25 protein-coding genes are annotated in these 24,198 nt (G+C 56.1%); 16 read left to right on the top strand and 9 right to left on the bottom strand.

The genetic code is table 11. The features are described from left to right. Positions 1-3: 3 nt before the first annotated feature. From ruvC to ruvB, 3 genes are all read left to right on the top strand, one after another. Positions 4-525 (top strand): crossover junction endodeoxyribonuclease RuvC, encoded by a 522-nt coding sequence (gene ruvC, locus FND52_RS18880; protein WP_125291907.1) that lies wholly within the window; start codon positions 4-6, stop codon positions 523-525. Positions 526-635: 110 nt separating this feature from the next. Then, positions 636-1,247: a Holliday junction branch migration protein RuvA gene (gene ruvA / locus FND52_RS18875; protein WP_125291908.1), complete on the top strand. Its 612-nt coding sequence runs from the start codon at positions 636-638 to the stop codon at positions 1,245-1,247. Between the two features lie 8 nt (positions 1,248-1,255). Beyond that, the gene (gene ruvB / locus FND52_RS18870) at positions 1,256-2,266 is read left to right on the top strand and encodes a Holliday junction branch migration DNA helicase RuvB (protein WP_125291909.1); all 1,011 of its coding nucleotides are present in this window, start codon (positions 1,256-1,258) and stop codon (positions 2,264-2,266) included. 32 nt (positions 2,267-2,298) lie between these two features. On the opposite strand, the gene znuB is transcribed toward ruvB, so the two are convergent. Both znuB and znuC read right to left on the bottom strand, forming a co-directional pair. After that, positions 2,299-3,084, bottom strand: coding sequence for a zinc ABC transporter permease subunit ZnuB (znuB, locus tag FND52_RS18865; protein WP_144132622.1), 786 nt, complete (start codon positions 3,082-3,084; stop codon positions 2,299-2,301). Further along, positions 3,081-3,836: a zinc ABC transporter ATP-binding protein ZnuC gene (znuC, locus tag FND52_RS18860; RefSeq protein WP_125291911.1), complete on the bottom strand. Its 756-nt coding sequence runs from the start codon at positions 3,834-3,836 to the stop codon at positions 3,081-3,083. Before znuC ends, znuB begins: the two co-directional genes overlap by 4 nt. Positions 3,837-3,914: 78 nt before the next feature. On the opposite strand from znuC, the gene znuA reads away from it, so the two are divergent. The 3 genes from znuA to lpxM all read left to right on the top strand — a co-directional run bounded on the left by znuA (position 3,915) and on the right by lpxM (position 7,297). Beyond that, positions 3,915-4,859, top strand: a complete 945-nt coding sequence (gene znuA, locus FND52_RS18855) for a zinc ABC transporter substrate-binding protein ZnuA (protein ID WP_144132620.1) — start codon at positions 3,915-3,917, stop codon at positions 4,857-4,859. A 15-nt stretch (positions 4,860-4,874) separates the two neighbouring features. Then, a complete protein-coding gene (gene mepM, locus FND52_RS18850; protein WP_144132618.1) occupies positions 4,875-6,197 on the top strand; it encodes a murein DD-endopeptidase MepM in 1,323 nt (440 codons plus the stop codon). Positions 6,198-6,322: 125 nt separating this feature from the next. Beyond that, positions 6,323-7,297: a lauroyl-Kdo(2)-lipid IV(A) myristoyltransferase gene (gene lpxM / locus FND52_RS18845; protein ID WP_144132616.1), complete on the top strand. Its 975-nt coding sequence runs from the start codon at positions 6,323-6,325 to the stop codon at positions 7,295-7,297. A gap of 114 nt (positions 7,298-7,411) precedes the next feature. On the opposite strand, the gene FND52_RS18840 is transcribed toward lpxM, so the two are convergent. From FND52_RS18840 to FND52_RS18830, 3 genes are all read right to left on the bottom strand, one after another. Next, positions 7,412-7,675, bottom strand: a complete 264-nt coding sequence (locus tag FND52_RS18840; RefSeq protein ID WP_125291915.1) for a monooxygenase — start codon at positions 7,673-7,675, stop codon at positions 7,412-7,414. Between the two features lie 386 nt (positions 7,676-8,061). Next, entirely contained in the window at positions 8,062-9,504 is a 1,443-nt protein-coding gene (gene pyk / locus FND52_RS18835; RefSeq protein ID WP_125291916.1) for a pyruvate kinase, read from the bottom strand. Between the two features lie 130 nt (positions 9,505-9,634). Then, positions 9,635-10,501 carry a MurR/RpiR family transcriptional regulator gene (locus FND52_RS18830; protein ID WP_125291917.1) on the bottom strand — a complete coding sequence of 289 codons (867 nt, stop codon included), beginning with the start codon at positions 10,499-10,501 and terminating at the stop codon, positions 9,635-9,637. Between the two features lie 346 nt (positions 10,502-10,847). Here FND52_RS18830 and zwf point away from each other — a divergent pair, with 346 nt between their 5' ends. The 3 genes from zwf to FND52_RS18815 all read left to right on the top strand — a co-directional run bounded on the left by zwf (position 10,848) and on the right by FND52_RS18815 (position 15,041). Further along, a complete protein-coding gene (gene zwf / locus FND52_RS18825) occupies positions 10,848-12,323 on the top strand; it encodes a glucose-6-phosphate dehydrogenase (RefSeq protein ID WP_125291918.1) in 1,476 nt (491 codons plus the stop codon). 225 nt (positions 12,324-12,548) lie between these two features. Next, positions 12,549-14,360 (top strand): phosphogluconate dehydratase, encoded by a 1,812-nt coding sequence (gene edd, locus FND52_RS18820; RefSeq protein WP_144132614.1) that lies wholly within the window; start codon positions 12,549-12,551, stop codon positions 14,358-14,360. Positions 14,361-14,399: 39 nt separating this feature from the next. Continuing rightward, on the top strand, positions 14,400-15,041 hold the full coding sequence (locus FND52_RS18815; protein WP_002462902.1) for a bifunctional 4-hydroxy-2-oxoglutarate aldolase/2-dehydro-3-deoxy-phosphogluconate aldolase: 642 nt from the start codon (positions 14,400-14,402) through the stop codon (positions 15,039-15,041). A 46-nt stretch (positions 15,042-15,087) separates the two neighbouring features. Here the strand turns inward: FND52_RS18815 and purT are convergent, their stop codons facing one another. After that, entirely contained in the window at positions 15,088-16,266 is a 1,179-nt protein-coding gene (purT, locus tag FND52_RS18810; protein WP_144132612.1) for a formate-dependent phosphoribosylglycinamide formyltransferase, read from the bottom strand. A gap of 130 nt (positions 16,267-16,396) precedes the next feature. Here purT and FND52_RS18805 point away from each other — a divergent pair, with 130 nt between their 5' ends. The 4 genes from FND52_RS18805 to ptrB all read left to right on the top strand — a co-directional run bounded on the left by FND52_RS18805 (position 16,397) and on the right by ptrB (position 20,076). Next, the gene (locus FND52_RS18805; protein WP_125292063.1) at positions 16,397-16,714 is read left to right on the top strand and encodes a YebG family protein; all 318 of its coding nucleotides are present in this window, start codon (positions 16,397-16,399) and stop codon (positions 16,712-16,714) included. A gap of 102 nt (positions 16,715-16,816) precedes the next feature. Then, the gene (gene yebF / locus FND52_RS18800; protein ID WP_269772325.1) at positions 16,817-17,161 is read left to right on the top strand and encodes a protein YebF; all 345 of its coding nucleotides are present in this window, start codon (positions 16,817-16,819) and stop codon (positions 17,159-17,161) included. Positions 17,162-17,276: 115 nt separating this feature from the next. Continuing rightward, positions 17,277-17,933 (top strand): tellurite resistance TerB family protein, encoded by a 657-nt coding sequence (locus tag FND52_RS18795; RefSeq protein ID WP_144132610.1) that lies wholly within the window; start codon positions 17,277-17,279, stop codon positions 17,931-17,933. Positions 17,934-18,015: 82 nt separating this feature from the next. Beyond that, positions 18,016-20,076 (top strand): oligopeptidase B, encoded by a 2,061-nt coding sequence (ptrB, locus tag FND52_RS18790; RefSeq protein ID WP_144132608.1) that lies wholly within the window; start codon positions 18,016-18,018, stop codon positions 20,074-20,076. On the opposite strand, the gene exoX is transcribed toward ptrB, so the two are convergent. The 3 genes from exoX to FND52_RS18775 all read right to left on the bottom strand — a co-directional run bounded on the left by exoX (position 20,073) and on the right by FND52_RS18775 (position 21,836). Continuing rightward, complete coding sequence (gene exoX / locus FND52_RS18785; RefSeq protein ID WP_144132606.1) at positions 20,073-20,741, bottom strand: exodeoxyribonuclease X; 669 nt, start codon at positions 20,739-20,741, stop codon at positions 20,073-20,075. The genes ptrB and exoX overlap by 4 nt on opposite strands. A 23-nt stretch (positions 20,742-20,764) precedes the next feature. Then, positions 20,765-21,490: a carbon-nitrogen hydrolase family protein gene (locus FND52_RS18780; protein ID WP_144132604.1), complete on the bottom strand. Its 726-nt coding sequence runs from the start codon at positions 21,488-21,490 to the stop codon at positions 20,765-20,767. Between the two features lie 115 nt (positions 21,491-21,605). Beyond that, positions 21,606-21,836 (bottom strand): DNA polymerase III subunit theta, encoded by a 231-nt coding sequence (locus tag FND52_RS18775; RefSeq protein ID WP_125291926.1) that lies wholly within the window; start codon positions 21,834-21,836, stop codon positions 21,606-21,608. 150 nt (positions 21,837-21,986) lie between these two features. Between FND52_RS18775 and yobA the strand changes: the two genes are divergently transcribed. From yobA to FND52_RS18760, 3 genes are read left to right on the top strand one after another with little or no spacing between them, the layout of a single operon-like run. After that, entirely contained in the window at positions 21,987-22,361 is a 375-nt protein-coding gene (gene yobA / locus FND52_RS18770; protein WP_144132602.1) for a CopC domain-containing protein YobA, read from the top strand. A gap of 1 nt (position 22,362) precedes the next feature. After that, on the top strand, positions 22,363-23,238 hold the full coding sequence (gene copD / locus FND52_RS18765; protein WP_144132600.1) for a copper homeostasis membrane protein CopD: 876 nt from the start codon (positions 22,363-22,365) through the stop codon (positions 23,236-23,238). A gap of 25 nt (positions 23,239-23,263) precedes the next feature. After that, on the top strand, positions 23,264-23,602 hold the full coding sequence (locus FND52_RS18760; protein WP_144132598.1) for a YebY family protein: 339 nt from the start codon (positions 23,264-23,266) through the stop codon (positions 23,600-23,602). The last annotated feature ends 596 nt before the right edge of the window (positions 23,603-24,198 follow it).

The raw sequence follows: 24,198 nt of genomic DNA, 5'->3' as shown, positions 1-24,198 counted from the left end.
GTGATGGCGATTATTCTCGGGATTGATCCGGGGTCACGCGTTACCGGCTATGGTGTGATCCGCCAGGTCGGCAGGCAGCTAAGCTATCTCGGCAGCGGCTGCATCCGCACCAAAGTGGACGATTTACCCTCGCGCCTGAAGCTCATCTACGCCGGGGTGAGTGAAATCATTACCCAGTTCCAGCCGGACTATTTCGCTATCGAGCAGGTCTTTATGGCGAAAAACGCCGACTCGGCGCTGAAGCTCGGCCAGGCGCGCGGCGTGGCGATTGTCGCGGCGGTGAATCACGATCTGCCGGTCTTCGAATACGCCGCCCGTCAGGTTAAGCAGACGGTGGTCGGCATCGGCAGCGCGGAAAAAAGCCAGGTGCAGCATATGGTGCGCACCCTGCTGAAACTGCCCGCCAACCCGCAGGCGGATGCGGCGGATGCGCTGGCCATCGCCATCACCCATTGCCACATCAGCCAGAACGCGACCCAGATGAGCGAGTCGCGGCTTAATCTGGCAAGAGGGCGGTTAAGATAAATCAGGCTGGATATCTATCCAGCCTTTTTTATATGATAGCCTATCTTCCTCACGCATCCTTCGCGTGAACCTCAGGAAACATTTTTAGCCGCTAACCGCAGGAGCGTATTGTGATAGGCAGACTCAGAGGCATCGTTCTGGAAAAACAACCCCCGCTGGTATTACTGGAAGCGGGCGGTGTCGGTTATGAAGTGCATATGCCGATGACCTGCTTTTATGAGCTCCCGGAGACGGGCCAGGAAGCGGTGGTGTTTACCCATTTCGTGGTGCGCGAAGACGCGCAACTGCTGTTCGGCTTCAATAATAAGCAGGAGCGCACCCTGTTCCGCGAATTAATCAAAGTGAATGGTGTTGGCCCGAAACTGGCGCTGGCGATCCTTTCCGGCATGTCGGCCCAGCAGTTCGTTAACGCCGTCGAGCGCGAAGAGCCTGCGGCGCTGGTAAAGCTGCCGGGCATCGGCAAGAAAACCGCCGAACGTCTGGTGGTGGAAATGAAAGACCGCTTCAAAGGCCTGCATGGCGACCTGTTTACCCCGGCTGCCGATCTGGTGCTCACGTCGCCTGCCAGCCCGGCCAAAGACGATGCCGAAGCGGAAGCCGTTGCCGCGCTGGTGGCGTTGGGTTATAAACCGCAGGAAGCGAGCCGTATGGTGAGCAAACTGGCGCGTCCTGATGCGGACAGCGAAACCCTTATCCGCGAAGCATTACGCGCGGCATTGTGAGGTAACGGATGATAGAAGCAGACCGCCTGGTTTCCGCTGCGAACATAACCCAGGAAGAGATCATAGACCGGGCCATCCGCCCGAAGCTGCTGGAAGAGTATATCGGCCAGCCGCAGGTGCGTTCGCAGATGGAAATCTTTATCCAGGCGGCCAGGCTGCGCGGCGATGCGCTGGATCACTTGCTGATTTTCGGCCCGCCGGGGTTAGGTAAAACCACCCTGGCCGGTATCGTCGCCAATGAGCTGGGCGTTAATCTGCGCACCACCTCCGGCCCGGTGCTGGAAAAAGCAGGCGATCTCGCCGCCATGCTCACCAATCTTGAACCGCACGACGTGCTGTTTATCGACGAGATCCACCGCCTGTCGCCAGTGGTGGAAGAGGTGCTGTATCCGGCGATGGAAGATTACCAGCTGGATATTATGATTGGCGAAGGCCCGGCGGCCCGTTCCATCAAAATCGACCTGCCGCCGTTTACCCTGATTGGTGCGACCACCCGCGCCGGGTCGCTGACGTCGCCGCTGCGCGATCGTTTCGGCATTGTGCAGCGGCTGGAGTTTTATCAGGTCGCGGATTTGCAGCACATCGTTAATCGCAGCGCTCAGCATATGGGCCTTGATATGAGCAACGAGGGGGCGCTGGAAGTGGCGAAGCGCGCGCGCGGCACGCCGCGTATTGCCAACCGCCTGCTGCGCCGGGTGCGGGATTTCGCGGAGGTGCGCCATAACGGGGTGATTTCCCAGGACGTGGCGTCCCAGGCGCTGGATATGCTTAACGTTGACGCCGAAGGCTTCGACTATATGGACCGCAAGCTGCTGCTGGCGATTATTGATAAGTTTTTCGGCGGGCCGGTGGGCCTGGATAACCTGGCGGCAGCAATCGGCGAAGAGCGGGAAACCATCGAAGATGTGCTGGAACCCTTCCTGATCCAGCAGGGTTTTTTACAGCGCACGCCGCGTGGCCGAATGGCGACGGTGCGCGCCTGGCAGCATTTCGGGATCACGCCTCCGGCGATGCCGTGAGGTAAACAGGGCGGAAATTTCCGCCCTTTTTATTACGCCGCGCTTTTCTTCATCATGGTGAGAATAAACATCAGCGCCGCCGCCAGCACCACCGACGGGCCTGCGGGTGTATCGTAAAATGCCGAGAAGGTCAGCCCGCCGGTCACGGCGATCATGCCGATCACCACGGCAATACCCGCCATCTGCTCCGGGGTGCGGGCAAAACGCCGCGCGGTGGCCGCCGGAATAATCAGCAGCGACGTGATAATCAGCGCCCCGACAAACTTCATCGCTACGCCAATCGTTAACGCCGTGACCAGCATCAGCAGCATTTTTACGCGCTGGAGCTTAACGCCGTCGACAAAAGCCAGATCCGGGCTGATGGTCATCGCCAGCAGGCTGCGCCACTGCCACGCCAGCACCGCGATTACAACCGCCACGCCGATAGCGATGGAAATAATATCCGCCGGGGTGACCGACAGCAGATCGCCAAACAGATAGGCCATCAAATCCACCCGGATATTGGACATCAGGCTCACCACCACCAGGCCCAGCGACAGTGCGCTGTGTGCCATGATCCCCAGCAGGGTATCAATTGCCAGGTGCGGGCGTTTTTCCAGAATCACTAACCCCACCGCCAGCAGCAGCGTCACGGCGATCACCGCGTAAAACGGATTGACGTTCAGCAGCAGACCAAAGGCAACGCCCAGCAGCGAGGCGTGGGCGAGGGTATCGCCAAAATAGGACATGCGACGCCAGACCACAAACGAACCGAGCGGACCCGCGGCGCATGCCAGCAGCATCCCGGCAAACCAGCCGGGCAGTAATAATTCAATCATGAGTGACCATTTCCCCGACGCAGGACAATCCGACCCTGGAGGTCGTGGCGATGATTATGATGGTGGCGATAGATGCCCAGTTGTTCCGCGCCGCGCGGGCCGAACATCGAAATAAATTCCGGGTGCATCGACACCACTTCCGGCGTGCCGGAGCAGCAGATATGGTGGTTCAGGCACAGCACGTCGTCGGTTTTCGCCATCACCAGATGCAAGTCGTGGGATACCATCAGCACCGCGCAATCCAGCTCGCAGCGCAGTTTGTCGATCAGATCGTACAGCGCCACCTGGCCATTGACGTCCACGCCCTGGGTTGGCTCATCCAGCACCAGCAGTTGCGGCTGATTGAGCAACGCCCGCGCCAGTAAAACTCGCTGGTTTTCACCGCCAGATAATTTTTGCATCGGTGCATCGATCAGGTGCCCGGCCTGCACGCGCTTGAGCGCGGGCAAAATATCCTGCTTGCGTGCGCCGGGGCGCAGACGCATAAAGCGGCTGACCGTCAGCGGCAGGGTGGCATCGAGGTGCAGCTTTTGCGGCACATAGCCGATGCGCAGGTTGCGGTCACGCTTGATGACCCCTTCGTCGGGTGCTACCAGCCCTAATACCACGCGCACCAGCGTGGATTTACCTGCGCCATTCGGGCCGAGCAGAGTCAGGATCCGGCCCGGCTTCAGGCCGAGCGACACGTCGGACAGCACGCGGCGCTGTCCAAACGAGACGGAGACATTTTCCAGTGAAACTAAATTCGTCATGAGAAATTAAGCGTTGCAGAAGTTATCGAATGTTATAATATCACATTCCCGAGCCGATTAACGACGGATAGTTAAATAATGTTACATAAAAAGACGTTTCTTTGCGCTGCACTTTCAGCAGCCGTATGGGGTGGAGTTGTGGCAAATGCGCAGGCGGCGGTCGTCGCTTCGCTTAAACCCCTGGGATTTATCGCTTCAGCCATAGCCGATGGGGTGACTGATACAGAAGTATTACTTCCCGATGGTGCCTCCGAGCATGATTATGCGCTGCGCCCGTCTGATGTAAAACGCTTACAAAACGCAGACTTAGTTGTCTGGATTGGCCCGGGCATGGAAGCCTTCATGCAAAAGCAGGTCAGCCAGTTCCCCGAGCAAAAAAAGGTCACTATGGGCGAACTGCCTGACGTGAAACCGCTGCTCATGAAAGGTGAAGATCATGACCATGACGATGAGCACGGACACGATCACGGCGCAGAAAACAGTGACCACGATCACCATCACGGTGAATATAACATGCATATTTGGCTTTCGCCTGAGATTGCGCGGGCCTCAGCGGTTGCAATCCATGGAAAATTAGTGGAACTTATGCCGCAAAGTAAGGCCAAACTAGACGCCAATCTGCAGCACTTTGAGGCACAATTAGCCCAAACCGATAAGCAGGTTCGCGATGAGCTGGCACCGTTGAAAGGGAAGGGGTACTTCGTTTTTCATGACGCCTACGGTTACTATGAAAAACACTACGGTCTTACGCCCCTGGGTCACTTTACCGTTAACCCTGAAATCCAGCCTGGTGCCCAGCGTTTACATGAAATCAGAACACAGTTGGTTGAGCAAAAAGCAACCTGCGTTTTTGCTGAGCCACAATTCAGGCCAGCGGTAATCGAAGCCGTTGCCAGGGGGACGTCTGTTCGTATGGGAACACTCGATCCGCTGGGAACTGAGGTGAAATTGGGCAAGGACAGCTATAGCGACTTCCTGACCCAGTTGGCAAACCAGTATGCGAGCTGCCTGAAAGGAGATTAACGAGGAAGTGAATACGTGCAACAGATAGCCCGCTCTGTCGCCCTGGCATTTAATAACCTGCCACGCCCCCATCGCGTGATGTTGGGGTCACTAACTTTTCTTACACTTGCGGTCGCCGTCTGGCGGCCGTACATCTATCACCCCGAAGCCACGCCGATTGTTAAAACCATCGAGCTCGAAAAAAGCGAAGTGCGTTCCCTGTTGCCGGAAGCGAGTGAACCTATCGACCAGGCTCCGCCGGAAGAGGATGAATCCATCCCGCAGGACGAGCTGGATGATAAAACCGCAGGCGAAACCGGGGTTCACGAATATGTGGTTTCTACCGGCGATACGCTGAGCAGCGTACTCAACCAGTACGGCATTGATATGGGTGATATCAGCACCCTGGCAAACGTCGATAAAGACCTGCGCAATTTGAAAATCGGTCAGCAAATCTCCTGGACCTTAACCCCGGGAGGCGAACTGCAACGCCTGACCTGGGAGATGTCGCGCCGTGAAACCCGCACCTACGACCGCGTCGACGGCGGGTTTAAAATGAGCAGCGAAATTGCCGAAGGCGACTGGGTTAACAACGTGCTGAAAGGCACCGTGGGCGGCAGCTTTGTCGCCAGCGCCAAAGACGCCGGATTAACCAGCAGCGAAATCAGCGCGGTGATCAAAGCCATGCAGTGGCAGATGGACTTCCGCAAGCTGAAAAAAGGCGATGAGTTCTCGGTGCTGATGTCGCGCGAAATGCTCGACGGCAAGCGCGAGCAGAGCCAGCTGCTGGGCGTGCGTTTACGCTCCAGCGGCAAAGATTACTACGCGGTGCGCGCTGAAGACGGGAAATTCTACGACCGCAACGGCTCCGGGCTGGCGAAAGGCTTTATGCGTTTCCCAACGGTGAAACAGTTCCGCGTCTCTTCCAACTTTAACCCGCGTCGCCTCAACCCGGTGACGGGCCGCGTTGCGCCGCACAGAGGCGTGGACTTTGCGATGCCGCAGGGTACGCCGGTGCTGGCAGTGGGTGACGGCGAAGTTGTGGTCGCCAAACGCAGCGGCGCGGCAGGGTATTACGTCGCCGTGCGTCATGGTCGTACCTACACCACGCGCTATATGCACCTGAAAAAGCTGCTGGTGAAACCGGGCCAGAAAGTGAAACGCGGCGATCGCATTGCGCTGTCGGGCAATACCGGGCGCTCCACCGGTCCGCACCTGCATTTCGAAATGTGGATCAACCAACAGGCGGTAAACCCGCTGACGGCTAAACTGCCGCGCTCTGAGGGCCTGACCGGTAAAGACCGTTCGGATTACCTGGCGCAGGTCAAAGAAGTGGTGCCGCAGCTGCGTTTTGATTGATCCTGCTGTTTAAGACAAAGCCGACCTCCCTCCGGGCGTCGGCTTTTCTTTTGTCTCATGCGCCATCAGACGCTAAAATAACGGATTATTTTGCCCATTCTGTTGGGCGCCAGACGGAAAAGGGCATGGAAAAAAAACCTGTTAACGAATTTATCCCTGAATTTAAGAACGAATTTTTGCTTCCCCGCTATTGGGGCGCATGGCTTGGTGTCGCCGCGATTTCCGCGATGGCGTTAACGCCGCCGTCAATTCGCGATCCTTTGCTGGCGAAGCTGGGCCGCATTGGGGGCCGCTTTGGTAAAAGCGCTCGCCGTCGCGCACGCATCAATCTGCTTTACTGCTTCCCTGAATATTCTGAAGAAAAACGTGAAGCCATCGTCAATGGCATGTTTGAAACCGCGCCGCAGGCGATGGTGATGATGGCTGAGCTGGCGCTACGCGATCCTAAAAAAGTGCTGTCGCGCGTCAACTGGCACGGCGCGGAAATCCTTGAGACTTTTCGCCAGAATAATGAAAACGTGATTTTTCTGGTGCCCCATGGCTGGGGGGTCGATATTCCGGCCATGCTGCTGGCCTCTCAGGGGCAGAAGATGTCAGCCATGTTTCATAATCAAAAAAACCAACTGATTGATTACTTCTGGAACCGTGCGCGTCGTCGTTTTGACGGTAGTCGTATCCACGCCCGTAATGACGGCATCAAGCCCTTTATTACTTCAATCCGTAAAGGATACTGGGGATATTATCTGCCCGACCAGGATCACGGCGCGGAGCACAGCGAGTTTGTCGATTTTTTCGCGACCTATAAAGCGACGTTGCCCGCCATTGGTCGCATGATGAAAGTATGCCGCGCGCGCGTGGTGCCGCTATTTCCGGTTTACAACGCCAAAACCCACTGTCTCGACGTGTATATCCGCCCGCCGATGGATGACCTTAACGACGCCGACGATCGCACCATTGCCCGGCGCATGAATGAGGAAGTGGAAATATTTGTTCGGCCTAATCCTGAGCAATATACCTGGATTTTAAAACTGCTGAAAACGCGTAAAGAAGGGGATATTGAGCCTTACAAACGCAAGGATCTGTGGCCGAAGAAGAAATAGCGTCTGATCTGATGCCGGGCGCTCTGGGCACCGGCATTTTCAGCGATCGGTTAACTTTTCTGCACAATATATTTAATCTGGCCGGTTGAGTCGTTAACCGGCTGATTAATATATTTACCCCGCCATCTCACTATTTTGCTGGTCGATCCTTTTATTCGCCTCGCCGCTTTCGTTCAACGCTTTGCTGGCGGCTTTTTCAGCATGTGCGGCGCTGTAGGCGGCTAAATGTCCTATCACAATGGCGTAAATACTCATTAAGGAAACCCACAGAATACTGTCTTTCCACCATATTAATGTGGGTATTGTCAGCGCCGCCCATACCAGCGCCAGCGTCAGATGAAATTTTGCCATTTTACTGGCCGTCATTTTTACTCGCATATTCTTTTCCTGCTACAACACGTATTCATATTATTTATTCATTATAAATCAGTAGATTAATTAAAATAATTTAAGGTTAAAGTTACCTTTCAGGTTATTATTTAAACAGCAAACTCATCAGAGATAAGCATAGGCGATGTATTCAAAAAGTCTGGTTTTAATTTTGTTACACAATGTACAGCGGCAGGGTATTTATTAACCCAACTCTCAGGGCAGGGGAGATAAAATAGGTTACGAAATAAAATGCGATATATTGTGGAGTAGGGGTGAGCTGAGGAAACTGTGATTTTAAATATGAGTAATACCCGTTTGCCACGCCCGTAGAACAAACACTATTAAAAAGGGCCTCCTTGTCAGGAAGCCCTTTTATTTAGCCAACGGCGGGATTATTCAACCGTCAGGATACGGGTGGTGTTGGTGCTGCCGATGGTGCCCATCACGTCGCCCTGGGTCACGATCACCAGGTCGCCGGAGACCAGGTAACCTTTGTCGCGCAGCAGGGTAACCGCGTCGTGCGCTGCCGCCACGCCTTCGTTTTCGCTGTCGAAGTACACCGGTGTTACGCCGCGGTACAGCGCCGTCAGGTTCAGAGTGTGCTCATGACGGGACATGGCGAAAATCGGCAGGCCGGAGCTGATGCGCGAGGTCATCAGCGCGGTACGGCCAGATTCGGTCATGGTCAGGATCGCGGTCACGCCTTTCAGGTGGTTCGCCGCGTACATGGCGGACATGGCGATGGCTTCTTCGACATTATCGAACTGCACATCGAGACGGTGCTTGGAGACGTTGATGCTCGGGATCTTTTCTGCGCCGAGGCACACGCGCGCCATGGCCGCAACGGTTTCCGCCGGGTACTGGCCCGCAGCGGTTTCCGCAGACAGCATCACCGCATCGGTGCCGTCCAGCACGGCGTTCGCCACGTCCATCACTTCCGCACGGGTCGGCATTGGGTTAGTGATCATCGACTCCATCATCTGGGTCGCTGTGATCACCGCGCGGTTCAGCTTGCGGGCGCGGCGGATCAGGGTTTTCTGGATACCCACCAGCTCCGGGTCGCCGATTTCAACGCCGAGGTCGCCACGGGCAACCATGACCACGTCAGAGGCGTTGATGATGTCATCCATCGCGTCCAGATCGCATACCGCTTCGGCACGTTCCACTTTGGCTACGATCTTGGCGTTACAGCCCGCGTCACGCGCCAGGCGGCGCGCATAGTTCAGGTCTTCGCCGCAGCGCGGGAAGGAGACCGCCAGGTAATCCACGCCGATTTGCGCGGCGGTGAGGATATCGGCTTTGTCTTTTTCGGTCAGCGCTTCTGCCGACAGGCCGCCGCCGAGTTTGTTAATACCTTTATTGTTGGATAGCGGGCCGCCCACGGTCACTTCGGTAAACACTTTCATGCCCTGGACTTCCAGGACTTTCAACTGCACGCGGCCGTCGTCAAGCAGCAGGATGTCGCCCGGCACCACGTCAGCGGGCAGGCCTTTATAGTCGATACCGACTTTTTCTTTATCGCCTTCACCTTTACCCAGGTTGGCGTCGAGCAGGAATTTGTCGCCGATATTAAGGAATACTTTGCCTTCTTTGAAGGTCGATACCCGGATTTTCGGGCCCTGGAGGTCACCCAGGATGGCGACATGACGACCCAGTTTGGCCGCGATCTCGCGGACTTTGTCTGCACGTAATTTGTGGTCTTCAGGAGTGCCGTGGGAGAAATTCATTCGTACAACGTTAGCGCCTGCGGTAATAACCTTTTCCAGATTATTATCACGATCCGTTGCCGGGCCTAACGTGGTAACGATTTTGGTTCTGCGAAGCCGTCTGGACATGTAATACTCCGTTGACTGAAACAACTTTGGTGTTGCGTGAACATAAACTCGGCTGGCGGGCACGCCAGGTGGCGCAGCCAAAACCCTAACCGAATGGTTTTATAAGTACAGCTTTCTAATCTCAATAACGCTATTTATTGTCAGGAACTTTCAGTTCCTTATCAAACCGCGATTCTTTCAACGCTTCCTTGACTCGCTTCAAGTTATCCCTGAATTTCGCCCCTCGTCGCAACGTGAAACCGGTTGCAAGCACGTCAATCAGCGTGAGCTGGGCTAAACGGGACACCATCGGCATGTAAATATCGGTATCTTCTGGAACATCCAGCAATAATGCAAGTGTCGCTTCCCGGGCCAGCGGCGTGCCGGCGGAGGTAATCGCTAAAACCATGGCATCGTTTTCACGGGCCAGCTGCGCCAGTTCCACCAGATTTTTTGTACGACCGGTATGAGAAATCAGCACCACTACATCGTCAGCGCTACAATTCATACAGCTCATGCGCTGTACCACGATGTCATCGGAATAAATCACCGGCACGTTGAAGCGAAAAAATTTGTTCATGGCGTCGTGAGCCACCGCCGCCGACGAGCCGAGCCCGAAAAAGGCGATGCGTTTTGCCTGGGTGAGCAGATCCACGGCGCGATTGACCGCGTTCATATCCAGCGATTGCCGCACGTGGTCGAGGCTCGCCATTGCCGATTCGAAGATTTTACCGGTGTAAGCTTCGACGCTGTCGTCTTCATCCACATTGCGGTTTACGTAGGGGGTGCCGTTGGCCAGGCTTTGCGCCAGATGGAGTTTGAAATCGGGGAAACCTTTGGTATCAAGGCTACGGCAAAAACGGTTGACCGTTGGCTCGCTGACGCCAGCGGTGTTCGCCAGACGGGCGATACTGAGGTGAATGGCCCGTGAGGGAGAGGTGAGGATCACTTCAGCGACTTTGCGTTCGGATTTGCTTAATTGTTCCAGTTGCGACTGGATTTTTTCCAGCATATTCATGATTTATCATTAACTCATGGAAAAAAGCGATTTCTAAAAGTGATGAAACCGGAAAGCGAATTAGCAAGAATATACGCCTGAGCCGTCACGTGAAGAGACAAATGACCAAAAATGTCGTTGTTTTTTTTCATATCTTGATCCGTGTCTGATTTTGTTAAGCGGTTTCATTGTGTAAAAACAGGCCGGGATGCGGGCACCATACGGAAAAAGTCCTGCTCCACATCCCGGTATAGTGACGTCATTACCGCAAAGGTTTCAGAAACCGGTTAAAAGAAGTAGAGTGCGGTGTAAGAAAATTACAGATAACCTGGCTCAGAACCAGGATCATTCAAACGAGGAGAATGACATGGCGGTAACGCAAACAGCCCAGGCATGTGACCTGGTCATTTTCGGCGCAAAAGGCGATCTGGCGCGTCGGAAACTGCTGCCTTCCCTGTACCAGTTGGAAAAAGCAGGCCAAATCCATCCAGACACCCGCATTCTTGGGGTTGGCCGCGCGGAGTGGGATAAAGAAACCTACACCGGTATCGTTCGTGAAGCGTTAGAAACCTTCATGAAAGAGAAGATAAACGAAGGGCTGTGGGACAAACTCAGCAGCCGCCTCGATTTCTGCAATCTTGACGTCAACGATACTGCCGCGTTCACCCGCCTCGGCAAACTGCTTGACCAGAAAAACCGCGTCACCATCAACTATTTCGCTATGCCGCCAAGCACCTTTGGCGCAATCTGCAAGGGGCTGGGCGAGGCCAAACTCAACGCCAAACCGGCGCGCGTAGTGATGGAAAAACCGCTCGGCACCTCGCTGGAAACGTCCCGTGAAATCAACGACCAGGTGGGTGAGTACTTTGAAGAGTGCCAGGTGTACCGCATCGACCACTATCTGGGCAAAGAGACGGTACTGAACCTGCTGGCGCTGCGCTTCGCTAACTCCCTGTTCGCCAATAACTGGGATAACCGCACCATCGACCACGTGGAAATCACCGTGGCGGAAGAGGTGGGCATTGAAGGACGCTGGGGTTACTTCGACCAGGCGGGCCAGATGCGCGATATGATCCAGAACCACCTGCTGCAAATCCTGTGCATGATCGCGATGTCGCCGCCGTCCGACCTCACCGCTGACCATATCCGCGATGAAAAAGTCAAAGTGCTGCAATCCCTGCGCCGCATCGACCGCAGCAATGTGCGCGAAAAAACCGTGCGCGGCCAGTACACCGCGGGCTTTGCCCAGGGGCAGAAAGTGCCGGGCTATCTGGAGGAAGAGGGCGCGAACAAGTCCAGCAGCACCGAAACCTTCGTGGCTATCCGTGTTGATATCGACAACTGGCGCTGGGCGGGCGTGCCGTTCTATCTGCGTACCGGCAAGCGTCTGCCGACCAAATGCTCTGAAGTGGTGGTGTACTTTAAAAACCCGGCGCTGAACCTGTTTAAAGACTCCTGGCAGGACCTGCCGCAGAACAAGCTGACCATCCGTCTGCAACCGGATGAGGGCGTGGATATCCAGATCCTCAATAAAGTGCCAGGCCTGGATCACAAGCACAATCTGCAAACCACCAAGCTGGACCTGAGCTACTCCGAGACCTTTAACGAGTCGCATCTGGCGGACGCCTACGAGCGCCTGCTGCTGGAAACCATGCGCGGTATCCAGGCGCTGTTCGTGCGTCGCGATGAAGTGGAAGAGGCGTGGAAGTGGGTCGATTCCATTACCGAAGCCTGGGCGGCGGATAACGACGCGCCGAAACCGTATCAGGCGGGCACCTGGGGCCCGGTTGCCTCAGTCGCGATGATCACCCGCGATGGCCGTTCATGGAACGAGTTTGAATAACCGGGATCGCTTATCCTTAAGGGTTATTTTACCGGTAACATGATCTGAGGCAGTAGGTTTATACTTTTTTGCATTTTAAAGCCCCGTGCGGATTCACCCGCGGGGCTTTTTTATTTACACTGACTGAAACGATTATGCCCTTGCCAGGCCTGTGTCGCGTTAACCAACGGTAACGCGAAGGTAAATAAAACAGGCCCCCATGCAAATAAATTATGAGGACCTTTTATGAATTCCGAAATGTTACGGGTAACAAATCGCATTATTGCGCGCTCGAAAGCCACCCGCGAAGCCTACCTCGCGCGCATTGAGGCGGCGAAGGCCAAAACCGTCCATCGCGCCGAACTGGCCTGCGGCAACCTCGCCCACGGTTTTGCCGCCTGCCAGCCGGAAGATAAAGCCGCGCTCAAAAGCATGCTGCGTAATAATATCGGTATCATAACCTCCTATAACGACATGCTTTCCGCCCATCAGCCTTACGAAACCTACCCGGACCAAATCCGCAAAGCGCTGCATTCGGTTAACGCTGTTGGCCAGGTGGCAGGCGGCGTTCCGGCTATGTGTGATGGCGTAACGCAGGGGCAGGACGGCATGGAGCTTTCCCTGCTGAGCCGCGAAGTGATTGCCATGTCTGCTGCGGTGGGCCTGTCGCACAACATGTTCGACGGCGCGCTGTTCCTCGGCGTGTGCGATAAAATCGTCCCCGGGCTGGCGATGGCGGCGCTGTCGTTCGGTCACCTGCCGTCGGTGTTTGTGCCGTCAGGCCCGATGGCGAGCGGCTTGCCGAATAAAGAAAAAGTGCGCATTCGCCAGCTTTACGCCGAAGGTAAAGTGGACCGGATGGCGCTGCTGGAATCGGAAGCGGCGTCCTATCACGCGCCGGGTACCTGTACTTTCTACGGCACCGCCAACACCAACCAGATGGTGGTGGAATTTATGGGCATGCAGTTGCCGGGCTCCTCCTTCGTTCAGCCGGATGCGCCATTGCGTGAAGCGCTCACCGCCGCAGCGGCGCGTCAGGTCACGCGCCTCACCGGCAACGGCAACAGCTGGATGCCGCTTGGCAAAATGATCGACGAAAAAGTGGTGGTTAACGGTATCGTCGCGCTGCTGGCAACCGGCGGCTCCACTAACCACACCATGCACCTGGTGGCGATGGCGCGCGCGGCGGGCATTATCATTAACTGGGATGACTTCTCCGATCTCTCCGCCGTGGTGCCGCTGCTGGCGCGTCTGTACCCTAACGGCCCGGCGGATATCAACCACTTCCAGGCGGCGGGCGGCGTGCCGGTGCTGATGCGCGAACTGCTGAAAGGCGGCTTGCTGCATGAGGACGTAGAAACCGTGGTGGGTCACGGTCTGCATCGCTACACCCTCGAACCCTGGCTGAACAACGGCGAACTGCAGTGGCGCGAGGGCGCGGCGGCGTCGCTGGACAACGACGTCATCGCCAGCATCGACAAACCGTTCTCCGCTCACGGCGGCACCAAAGTGCTGAGCGGCAATCTGGGCCGCGCGGTGATGAAAACCTCCGCCGTTCCGCAGGAAAACCAGATTATCGAAGCGCCTGCCGTGGTGTTTGAAAGCCAGCATGATGTGGTTCCGGCGTTTGAAGCGGGCCTGCTGGACAAAGATTGCGTGGTGGTTGTGCGCCATCAGGGGCCAAAAGCGAACGGGATGCCAGAATTACATAAACTTATGCCTCCGCTTGGTGTATTATTGGACCGCCGTTTCAAAATTGCGTTAGTGACCGATGGCCGCCTCTCCGGCGCGTCCGGCAAAGTGCCTTCCGCCATCCACGTCACCCCAGAAGCTTACGACGGCGGCTTGCTGGCGAAAGTACGCAACGGCGACCTGATTCGCGTAAACGGACAGACGGGCGAGTTAACGCTGTTAGTCGATGAGGCGGAACTGGCCCAACGCGCGCCGTTCCAGCCGGATCTTAGCCCGCAACGTGTGGGCACCGGCCGTGAGATGTTCGGCGCGCTGCGCGAGAATTTGTCCGGCGCCGAGCAGGGCGCAACCTGTATTCGTTTTTAAAGGCTTCACTGAATTCACTATGGCGAGAGAGATGCTCTGATGAAAAGCTGGAAAACAAGTGCTGAACAGATCCTGAAATCCGGTCCGGTTGTACCGGTTATTGTGATTAATAAACTGGAACATGCCGTACCGCTGGCGAAAGCGCTGATCGCAGGCGGCGTGCGCGTGCTGGAAGTGACCCTGCGTACCCCGTGCGCCATGGACGCTATCCGCGCTATCGCTAAAGAAGTGCCGGACGCGATCATCGGCGCGGGCACCGTCATCAACGCGGCCCAACTGGCAGAAGTGACCGAAGCGGGCGCGCAGTTCGCGATCAGCCCGGGTCTGACCGAGCCGTTGCTGAAAGCGGCAACTGAAGGGTCTATCCCGTTGATCCCGGGCATCAGCACTGTATCAGAACTGATGCTGGGTATGGACTACGGCCTGAAAGAGTTCAAATTCTTCCCGGCGGAAGCCAACGGCGGCACTAAAGCGCTGCAGGCGATTGCGGGCCCGTTCTCTCAGGTGCGTTTCTGCCCGACCGGCGGCATCACCCCGGCTAACTATCGCGATTATCTGGCACTGAAAAGCGTGCTGTGCATCGGCGGCTCCTGGCTGGTACCGGCGGACGCGATGGAAGCGGGCGACTGGGATCGCATTACCAAACTGGCGCGCGAAGCAGTCGAAGGCGCGCAGCAGTAATCCACTGACGTGAAGTGAAGGCAGGCGCAAGCCTGCCTTTTTTGTTTTAGCCTTCCACCTGCACCGCCGACGCCGCAGCTTTCGCGCGTTCGATAGCGGTTTCAATGTCTTCAGCGCAGGCCAGCGCCACACCCAGACGGCGCGTTCCCTGAATATCCGGCTTGCCGAATAACCGTACCTGCATCCCGGCGCCCACGGCGGCGTCAATATTGCTGAAACGCACGTTATCGCTGGTCAGCTGCGGCAGGATCACCGCCGATGCGGCGGGGCCGTATTGACGAATGCCGCCCACGGGCAAGCCTAAAAACGCGCGCACATGCAGGGCAAATTCTGACAGATCCTGGCTGATCAGCGTCACCATCCCGGTATCGTGCGGGCGCGGCGACACTTCGCTGAACACCACCTCATCGCCGCAGACAAACAGCTCAACCCCAAACAGGCCGTAGCCGCCCAGCGCCAGCACCACTTTTTCCACGACCTGCCGGGCGCGCTGCAGCGCCAGCTCGCTCATCTGCTGCGGCTGCCAGGATTCGCGATAGTCGCCGTCTTGCTGGCGGTGGCCCACCGGAGCGCAGAAATGTACGCCGTCCACGGCGCTTACGGTCAGCAGGGTGATTTCGAAATCAAAATTGACCACGCCTTCGACAATCACTTTGCCCGCACCAGCGCGGCCGCCCTGTTGGGCGTACTGCCAGGCGTCGGCCAACTGCTCGCGCTGGCGGATAAAGCTCTGGCCCTTGCCGGAGGAACTCATCACTGGCTTCACAATGCAGGGCAGGCCGATTTGTTCCACCGCCGCCAGGAAATCGCTTTCGCTGTCGGCAAAGCGATAGCTCGATGTCGGCAAACCCAGCTCTTCCGCCGCCAGACGGCGAATGCCTTCGCGGTTCATGGTGAGTTGGGTAGCGCGCGCGCAGGGTACTACGCGCTGGCCGTGCTGTTCCAGTTCAATCAGCGTGTCGGTAGCGATGGCTTCGATTTCCGGCACGATAAAGTCGGGTTTTTCCTGCTCGACCAGCGCCTTCAACGCCGCACCGTCCAGCATGTTTATGGCGTAGCTGCGATGGGCGACGTGCATCGCCGGGGCGTCGGGATATCTGTCTACGGCAATCACTTCAATACCGAGCCTCTGGCATTCAATCGCCACTTCCTTACCTAATTCCCCTGAGCCGAGCAGCATCACGCGGGTGGCTGCCGGACGAAGCGCGGTTCCTACTGTCAACATAACGAGATTCCTGCACCAAAAAAGAGGCCGCCAGTATATACGAAAACGATTGCGCGGGCAGGTGCGGCGTTTTGATTTTTCTTTTTAGCTCTGATATACTGTATGCATATCCAGTTAAAGAGGCATCATGATGGCTGTTGAAATTCACTACGTTGTGGTCAGGGAAGGGAAAGAGAAAATGTCTTTTGCCAACAAAAAAGAAGCCGACGCATACGATAAGATGCTCGACTTAGCACAGACCCTTGAGTCCTGGCTGCAAAGTGCGCCGGTCAACCTTGAGGAAACCCAGCTTGAGCCGCTGTCGCTGTGGCTGGCTGAACACAAAGATACCCTCGCGCAGGTGCTGCGCACCGGGCAAATGCCGCAGGAAGGCGCGGCGGACGTAAAGCCAGACGCCGAACCGAAGGTGGAAGCGATCGCCAGCGGGCGTAAACCTAAAGCAGCGTAAGCCCGTCGATTCAGCAGGGTTTTCACCCGCGCGTGCCGGATAATCCCTTGCGCTTCGGTTGTTTTGTACCAGGCTTTCTGTGGTATTAACAACGGAGGGCATCTGATGAAAAAAGGGCTACTGGCGCTTATCGCGCTATTTTCCGTGGGGCTGCATGCCGCGCCCCAGGAATCGCGCAGTGTGAAATTTACCGGCTGTGAAGGACTGGATGCCAAAGGCATTTCAGCCAGCGTGAAACGCGACTATCTTCAGAATCGTATTGCGCGCTGGGCGGACGATCAGGAAAAACTCGGCCAGGCCGATCCGGTCGCCTGGGTTAACCCGGAAGCCGTCAAAGGCGGCGATGATAAATGGACCGTCCCCCTGACGGTGCGCGGCATGCGGGCCGACATTCATTACACCGTCCAGGTCGACTGCAAAAAACAGACGGCGGAATACCGTCCTTAATTACGTGCAAGGGCATCGCCCTTGCCGATTATTTTCCTTTCCTTAGCCTGTCTCCACACTTCTTGACATCCCCTCGCTTACGCTGACAACACGGACTTTTACTGTGGGAGCGTATATGGCGAACTGGCTTAAACAACTTCAGTCAATGCTGGGGGATCAGGGTAAAGGGTTATCGCAGGGGCAGGGGCTCTCTAAACTGCTTAGTCCCGGCGCGCTGGGCGGCCTGGCGGGGCTGCTGGTGGCGAATAAATCGTCACGTAAGCTGCTGGCGAAATACGGCGGCAGCGCGCTGCTGGCAGGCGGTGGGGCGGTGGCCGGAACGGTGTTGTGGAATAAGTACAAAGACCGCATCCGCGCGGCCCATCAGGGCGAACCGCAGTATGGCCAACAGGCATCGCCGATTGACAAGCGCGCCGAGCGGTTAATCCTCGCGCTGGTGTTCGCTGCCAAAAGCGACGGGCATATTGACGATGCGGAACGTCAGGCTATTGACCAGCATCTGCGCGATGCCGGCATCGAAAACGAAGGGCGCGCATTGGTGGAGCAGGCACTCGAACTGCCACTCGATCCGGCGCGTCTTGCCGACGGCATCCAGAATGAAGAAGAGGCGCTGGAGATCTATTTCCTGAGCTGCGCCGCTATCAATGCCGATCACTTTATGGAGCGTAGTTACCTGAACGCGCTCGGGGATGCGCTGGGGATCCCTGAAGATGTCCGCACCGACGTGGAACGCGATATCGCGGTCAGCAAACGGGAGATTTCACCAGGATAACGCCTGGTTTGGTGGCGTTACGCTTGCAACGCGCTGGGTTTTTGCCAACCTTATAAGGGTGTTAACCTAAAAGTTGAGCGTTATGCCACCTAAAGCCAAAGTAATACCCCACACCATGACCCTGCATGGCGATACGCGCACCGATAACTATTACTGGTTGCGCGATGATGACCGGTCCGATCCCGACGTCCTTGACTATCTCCATAAAGAGAACGATTACGGGCGGCGGGTCATGGCGAGCCAGCAGGCGCTGGAGGAACAGTTACTCAAAGAGATGATTGCGCGCATTCCGCAGCGCGATGCGTCAGCCCCTTACATTAAGAATGGCTATCGCTACCGTCAGGTTTATGACGTCGGCTGCGAGTACCCGGTTTACCAGCGCCAGTCGGTGTTGTCCTCAGAGTGGGATGACTGGGACCTGCTGCTGGATGCCAACCAGCGCGCGTCGCACAGCGAGTTTTATACCCTCGGTGCGCTGGCTATCACCCCGGATAACACCACGATGGTGCTGGCGGAAGATTATCTGTCGCGCCGCCAGTACGGTCTGCGCTTTCGCAATCTGGAGACCGGCAACTGGTATCCGGAGCTGATTGAACATGTCGCGCCTGAAGTGGCCTGGGCTAACGATTCCCGCACCCTCTACTACGTTAAAAAGCATGCCAAAACCCTGCTGCCGTATCAGGTGTGGCGGCACACCGTAGGCTCGCCCGCCAGCGAAGATGAATTGATCTACGAAGAGCGCGATGAAACGTTCTACGTCAGCCTGTACAAAACCACTTCCCAGCACTTCATCAATATTTTTCTCTCCAGCGCCACCACCAGCGAGGTATGGCTGCTGGACGCGGAGCTGGCGGATGCCGAACCCAGCTGTTTCCTGAAACGGCGTAAAGATCACGAATATTCGGTGGATCACTACCAGCACCGTTTTTATATGCGTTCTAACCGCGACGGTAAAAACTTCGGGCTTTATCGCAGCACGGTGCGCAACGAGCAAAAATGGGAAACGCTGATACCCGCGCGCGAGCACATCATGCTGGAGGGCTTTACGCTGTTCACCGACTGGCTGGTGGTGGAAGAGCGCCAGCGCGGATTGACCAGCCTGCGGCAAATCAATCGCAAAACGCGCGAAGTGACCGGCATCGCCTTTGACGATCCGGCCTATGTGACCTGGCTTGCCTATAATCCTGAGCCGGAAACCGCCAGGCTGCGTTATGGCTACTCCTCCATGACCACGCCGGATACCCTGTTCGAACTGGATATGGATACCGGTGAGCGGCGGGTGCTGAAACAGACGGAAATTGACGGCTTTGATTCTGCCAATTACCGCAGCGAACACGTGTGGATCAAGGCGCGCGATGGCGTGGAGGTGCCGGTCTCGCTGGTGTACCACAAGAAATATTTCCAGCGCGGCGCGAATCCGCTGCTGGTGTATGGCTATGGCTCTTACGGCAGCAGTATGGATGCCGATTTCAGCTCCAGCCGCCTGAGCCTGCTGGATCGTGGATTTGTCTACGCTATCGCCCATATCCGCGGCGGCGGCGAACTGGGCCAGCAGTGGTATGAGGCGGGGAAATTCTTACACAAGAAAAACACCTTTAACGACTATATCGACGTCTGCGAAGCGCTGCTGAAGCAGGGCTATGGCGATCCGCGCTACCTGTTCGGCATGGGCGGCAGTGCCGGCGGAATGCTGATGGGAGCGGTAATCAATATGCGTCCAGAGCTGTTTCACGGGGTGGTGGCGCAGGTACCATTTGTTGATGTGGTCACCACCATGCTGGATGAGTCGATCCCACTCACCACCGGGGAGTTTGAAGAGTGGGGCAATCCGCAGGACGAAACCTATTACCACTATATGAAGAGCTACAGCCCCTACGACCAGGTTACGCGTCAACACTACCCGCATCTGCTGGTCACCACTGGGCTGCATGATTCCCAGGTGCAGTACTGGGAGCCGGCAAAATGGGTCGCTAAGCTGCGGGAATACAAGACTGATGACAGCCTGCTGCTGCTGTGTACCGAAATGGATTCCGGCCACGGCGGGAAATCGGGCCGATTCAAATCTTACGAAGGCGTGGCGCTGGAATTTGCCTTTTTAATCGGCCTGACCCAGGGGACGCTGGGGGCAAAAGCGGGGCATTAATCCTCCCCGAGGTAGTGTTTCAGCGTCAGGCGTAGCTGTGGGGTCATCTCTTTGATGTTCTTCAGCATCCAGCGCAGATAGCCAGGATCGCGCTCCGCGATATCGCTAACGGCTTCGCCACGGTATTTGCCGAATTTAAAGGTGGTCATCAAGGTCGGGCGACCGGTAATGGTGACCATCTCTTCCGGCGTCCAGTGGGTCTGCTGCATGATATCCAGCAAAAGCGCGGCAGTGATATAGCAATCATACAGCGCGCGGTGATGGTGCAAATCGGGCGGCGTATCGACCTGCAAGCTGCGCGCTTTGTACAATCCCATGTTGCTGTATTTGATGCCCGGCCAGTTCCACAGACGGCGCGCCATCTTCATGGTGCAAATCCACTCGCCGCCCATGTCGGGCAGCATCCGGCTATCAAAATCGGCGTTATGTGCCACGTAAAACGGGCTGCCGAGGTAGCTGGGTAAAACGACTTCCAGCTCCGGTTTGTCAGCCACCATTGCTTCGGTAATGCGATGGATAGCCATGGCCTGATGGCTGATAGGACGATCCGGACGCACCAGGTCGCTCATAGGGTTAACGATCTGGCCGTTAACAATATCCACCGAAGCGATTTCCACCACTCCGCCCTGTAACCCGCAGGTTTCCGTATCGATCACTCGCAGCATGTCAGACTCTCTTAACCAAAGTGCTAGCGTAATGGAATGACCTCGCCGTGCCAACCGTTGTCTTTACGGCGGGCCACCACCAGCAGTTCACCGGCTTCGGCGCGCACGATGAGCTGGCCTTGTTCATCCCAGCAGGCGCTGCGGCCCACGGCGGTTTGGTTATCCGGCGCGACGGCATGGTTGACCTGCAATACCGCGACATGATTTTCAAAGGCACAGTGCTGCATATCGACCACTTCGGCAGTCCATGACAGCTCAGAGATAAACCGCCCGCACATATACAGGCTGGCCTCTTTCTGGGCCCAGAGATCCTCGGGCAGAGAACGGCTTACCGAAAGAGCAATTCGCTGCGAGCCGGTGCCGATGAGTTTATCCTGCAGTACCGGTAATCCATTGATTTCACATATATGTTGTGCCGTGTTTTGCAGGCAGAGCTGGCGCGTCCCGTCGGGAAGAAAAATCAAACCCGCCGACATCATCCCTCCAGGCGCGGGCAGGGATAGACCAGCAATAATTGTCATCTTATGCTGCTGCGCCGCCAGAGTGATGGGGGCGAACAACGTCGAATCAGGGCTGACCTGGCATGAGTCGGGGGAGTGAAAACCGGTAAGGGAAAACTCGGGAAACAGTAAAACGTCGATCTGTTCGCGGGCAGCGGTGGCGATAAACTTCAGGTGATGGGAAACATTTGCGGCTACGTCATCAGGACGCGGCGCGTATTGCGCAGCGGCAACATTCCATGTTGTCATAATGGTCTCCTTGAAGATGAAATCGCTATATCTGGCTAAGTGAGTCGGTGAATATAGTGATTAGCGCAGACAGATTAGCATTTTCATTGTAAGGAAGCGTAACGGACCGTAAGCGTTATTTTGATTTTGGTTCCCAGGGCATGCGCGATAAATTCACCGAGGCCAGACGATGGGCGATCAGGCGTTCACGAAAGTAGCCACGCAGGGCTTCCGGCTGCTCGCGTTCAACGGCCTCCGCAATGATCGGCATGTTGTAGCGCTCTTTAAACGCCACGCCAGCGGCGGCCAAATCGACGTTCACTTTGTCCATTTCGTCCTGTGGAAGTTGGGCAAGATTGTGCTTCATAGATGACTCCTGTTATGACTGGCGGAAAGGTACTTGCTCATCGTCCGGATGACAAGTATTTCTGTGTCGCTATGTGCCATGCTGTCTCGACTTGAGGAGTCACCGGGGTTATTCTTTGCGCCACAGTCATAACGAAAAGGAATGATTTATATGGCATTCACCGCATCTCGTCTTCTTTGTACCCTGACCGTTACCGCTTCACTGTTCGCCGCACCTGCCGTCTGGGCCCATGCGCATCTTAAGCATCAATACCCCGCGGCGGATGCCGTGATGGAGTCTGCGCCTCAGGCTCTGACCCTGAATTTCTCTGAAGGAATCGAACCGGCATTCAGCGGCATCACGCTGGTCGGCCCGGAGAAGCAAAAACTGGAAACCGGCAAAGCGAAAGTGGCGGCAGATGATAATAAACAGCTGATTGTGCCGCTCAGCGCGCCGCTGCCTGCCGGGCAGTACCAGGTCGACTGGCATGTGGTTTCCGTCGATGGCCACAAAACCAAAGGCAGCTACCATTTTAGCGTGAAATGACATGCTGGTTGCCACCTGGGTTACGCTGCGGTTTATTCATTTCGCCGCGTTGATACTGGCGCTGGGGTGTGCAATCAGCACCTGCTGGCTGGCCCCGGACGCGTTTAAGCCTGTGCTGGCGCGCCGCGTCTGGCGGTGGTGGCGCATGGCGCTGGTCGCCAACCTGGTCAGCGCAACGTTAATGCTCGCTATTCAGGGCGGAATGATGGCAGGCGGCTGGGTAGACGTCGTTTCCCCGGCTATCTGGCAGGCGGTGTTAACCACGCAGTTTGGCGGTGTATGGCTGTGGCAGATCGTTCTCAGCGTTATCTCGCTGGCGGTGCTCCTGCTTAAACCTTACCGCGTTGGCGCGCTGCTGATGGTGCTGTTGATGGGACAGGTGGCGCTGCTGGCTGGGGTAGGGCATGCAGTGATGGCGGAAGGCGCGCGCGGCGCGTTCCAGCAAATTAACCACGCCATTCATCTGCTTTCCGCCGCGTGGTGGATGGGCGGCTTACTGCCGTTACTGGTCTGTATGCGGCTGGCGCGCAAACCGCGCTGGCGGGAGAGCGCCATCCGCGCCATGATGCGTTTTTCGCGCTACGGTCATCTGGCCGTCGCGTTAGCGATCGTGACGGGGATCGTCAATACGCTGCTAATTGCCGGAATCCCCTGGCCTGTAGATACGCGTTATCTCATCATGCTGTGGGTAAAGGCCGCGCTGGTGGCGATAATGGTGGCGATTGCCGTGTATAACCGCTATGCGCTGGTGCCGCGTTTTAGCCAGACCGCGGGCGTGGCGCAACGTCAGTTTATTACTCTGACCAAAGTGGAATGGATATTGAGCTTACTGGTAGTGGCCTGCGTCAGCCTGTTCGCAACCTGGGAGCCAGTTTAACCGTGATTATGTTTGCGAGTTTACGATGAAAAAAACAGTACTTTCACTGCTATTACTGGCGTGCGCGGGAATGGCCGCCGCTGCGCCGCAGATTATTACGGTAAGCCGTTTTGAAATGGGCAAAGACAACTGGGCGTTTAACCGCGAAGAAGTCATGCTCACCTGCCGTCCGGGCAACGCGCTGTTTGTGATTAATCCGGCTACCCTGATGCAATATCCGATCAATGACGAAGCCATGGCGCAGGTTAAAGCCGGGAAAACCACGGGCCAGCCCATCAGCGTGATTCAGGTAGACGACCCGGCAAAGCCCGGCGAGAAAAAGAGCCTGGTGCCGTTTATCGAGAAAGCCAAAACGCTTTGTTAAACGTTCACGGGCATAAAAAAACCGCAGTACCGTGGAATACGGGCTGCGGTTTTTTATTAAGTGATTACGTTACGTGAGGAATTTTTTTGGACCACTTTTGTCGCGGACTGGAAAACCTGACATCGTAATCTATTCTTAAAGGGCAAGGCGATTTCAGCCTGCATTAATGCCAACTTTTAGCGCACGGCTCTCTCCCAAGAGCCATTTCCCTGGACCGAATACAGGAATCGTATTCGGTCTTTTTTTATCCCTATGATTCATAAGCCTGTTGCGACTGCGCCTTACTCCGTGGCAAGTGTCGCTGCCTGTGAACGCCTTAAACCATACCACAGACAACCCCGGCAGCGTCCAGAGCTTTTTTGCCGTCTTTAAGAATCTGTAAGTGAGATGATACCAATAAGTTTCAATATGCTGTCAGCGTGTCGTCATGCGTCGGTTTTCTGGAATCTGGATCAAATAACAATAAACTTCATTTGGCGCGAACTTGATCAGACAAATCTTATCGGCTATTGTGCGATTTATCCCTTACAGAGCTAACGCCATCACCATGAGCGCCGGAGATAAGCGCCGGAAGGGACATAAAAAAGCCTGCATAA

Source organism: Atlantibacter subterraneus (assembly GCF_007570865.1).
GTDB classification, from domain to species: Bacteria; Pseudomonadota; Gammaproteobacteria; order Enterobacterales; family Enterobacteriaceae; genus Atlantibacter; species Atlantibacter subterraneus.
The sequence above is the reverse complement of the archived record's forward strand: the minus strand, read 5'-3'. Positions and strand labels throughout refer to the sequence as shown.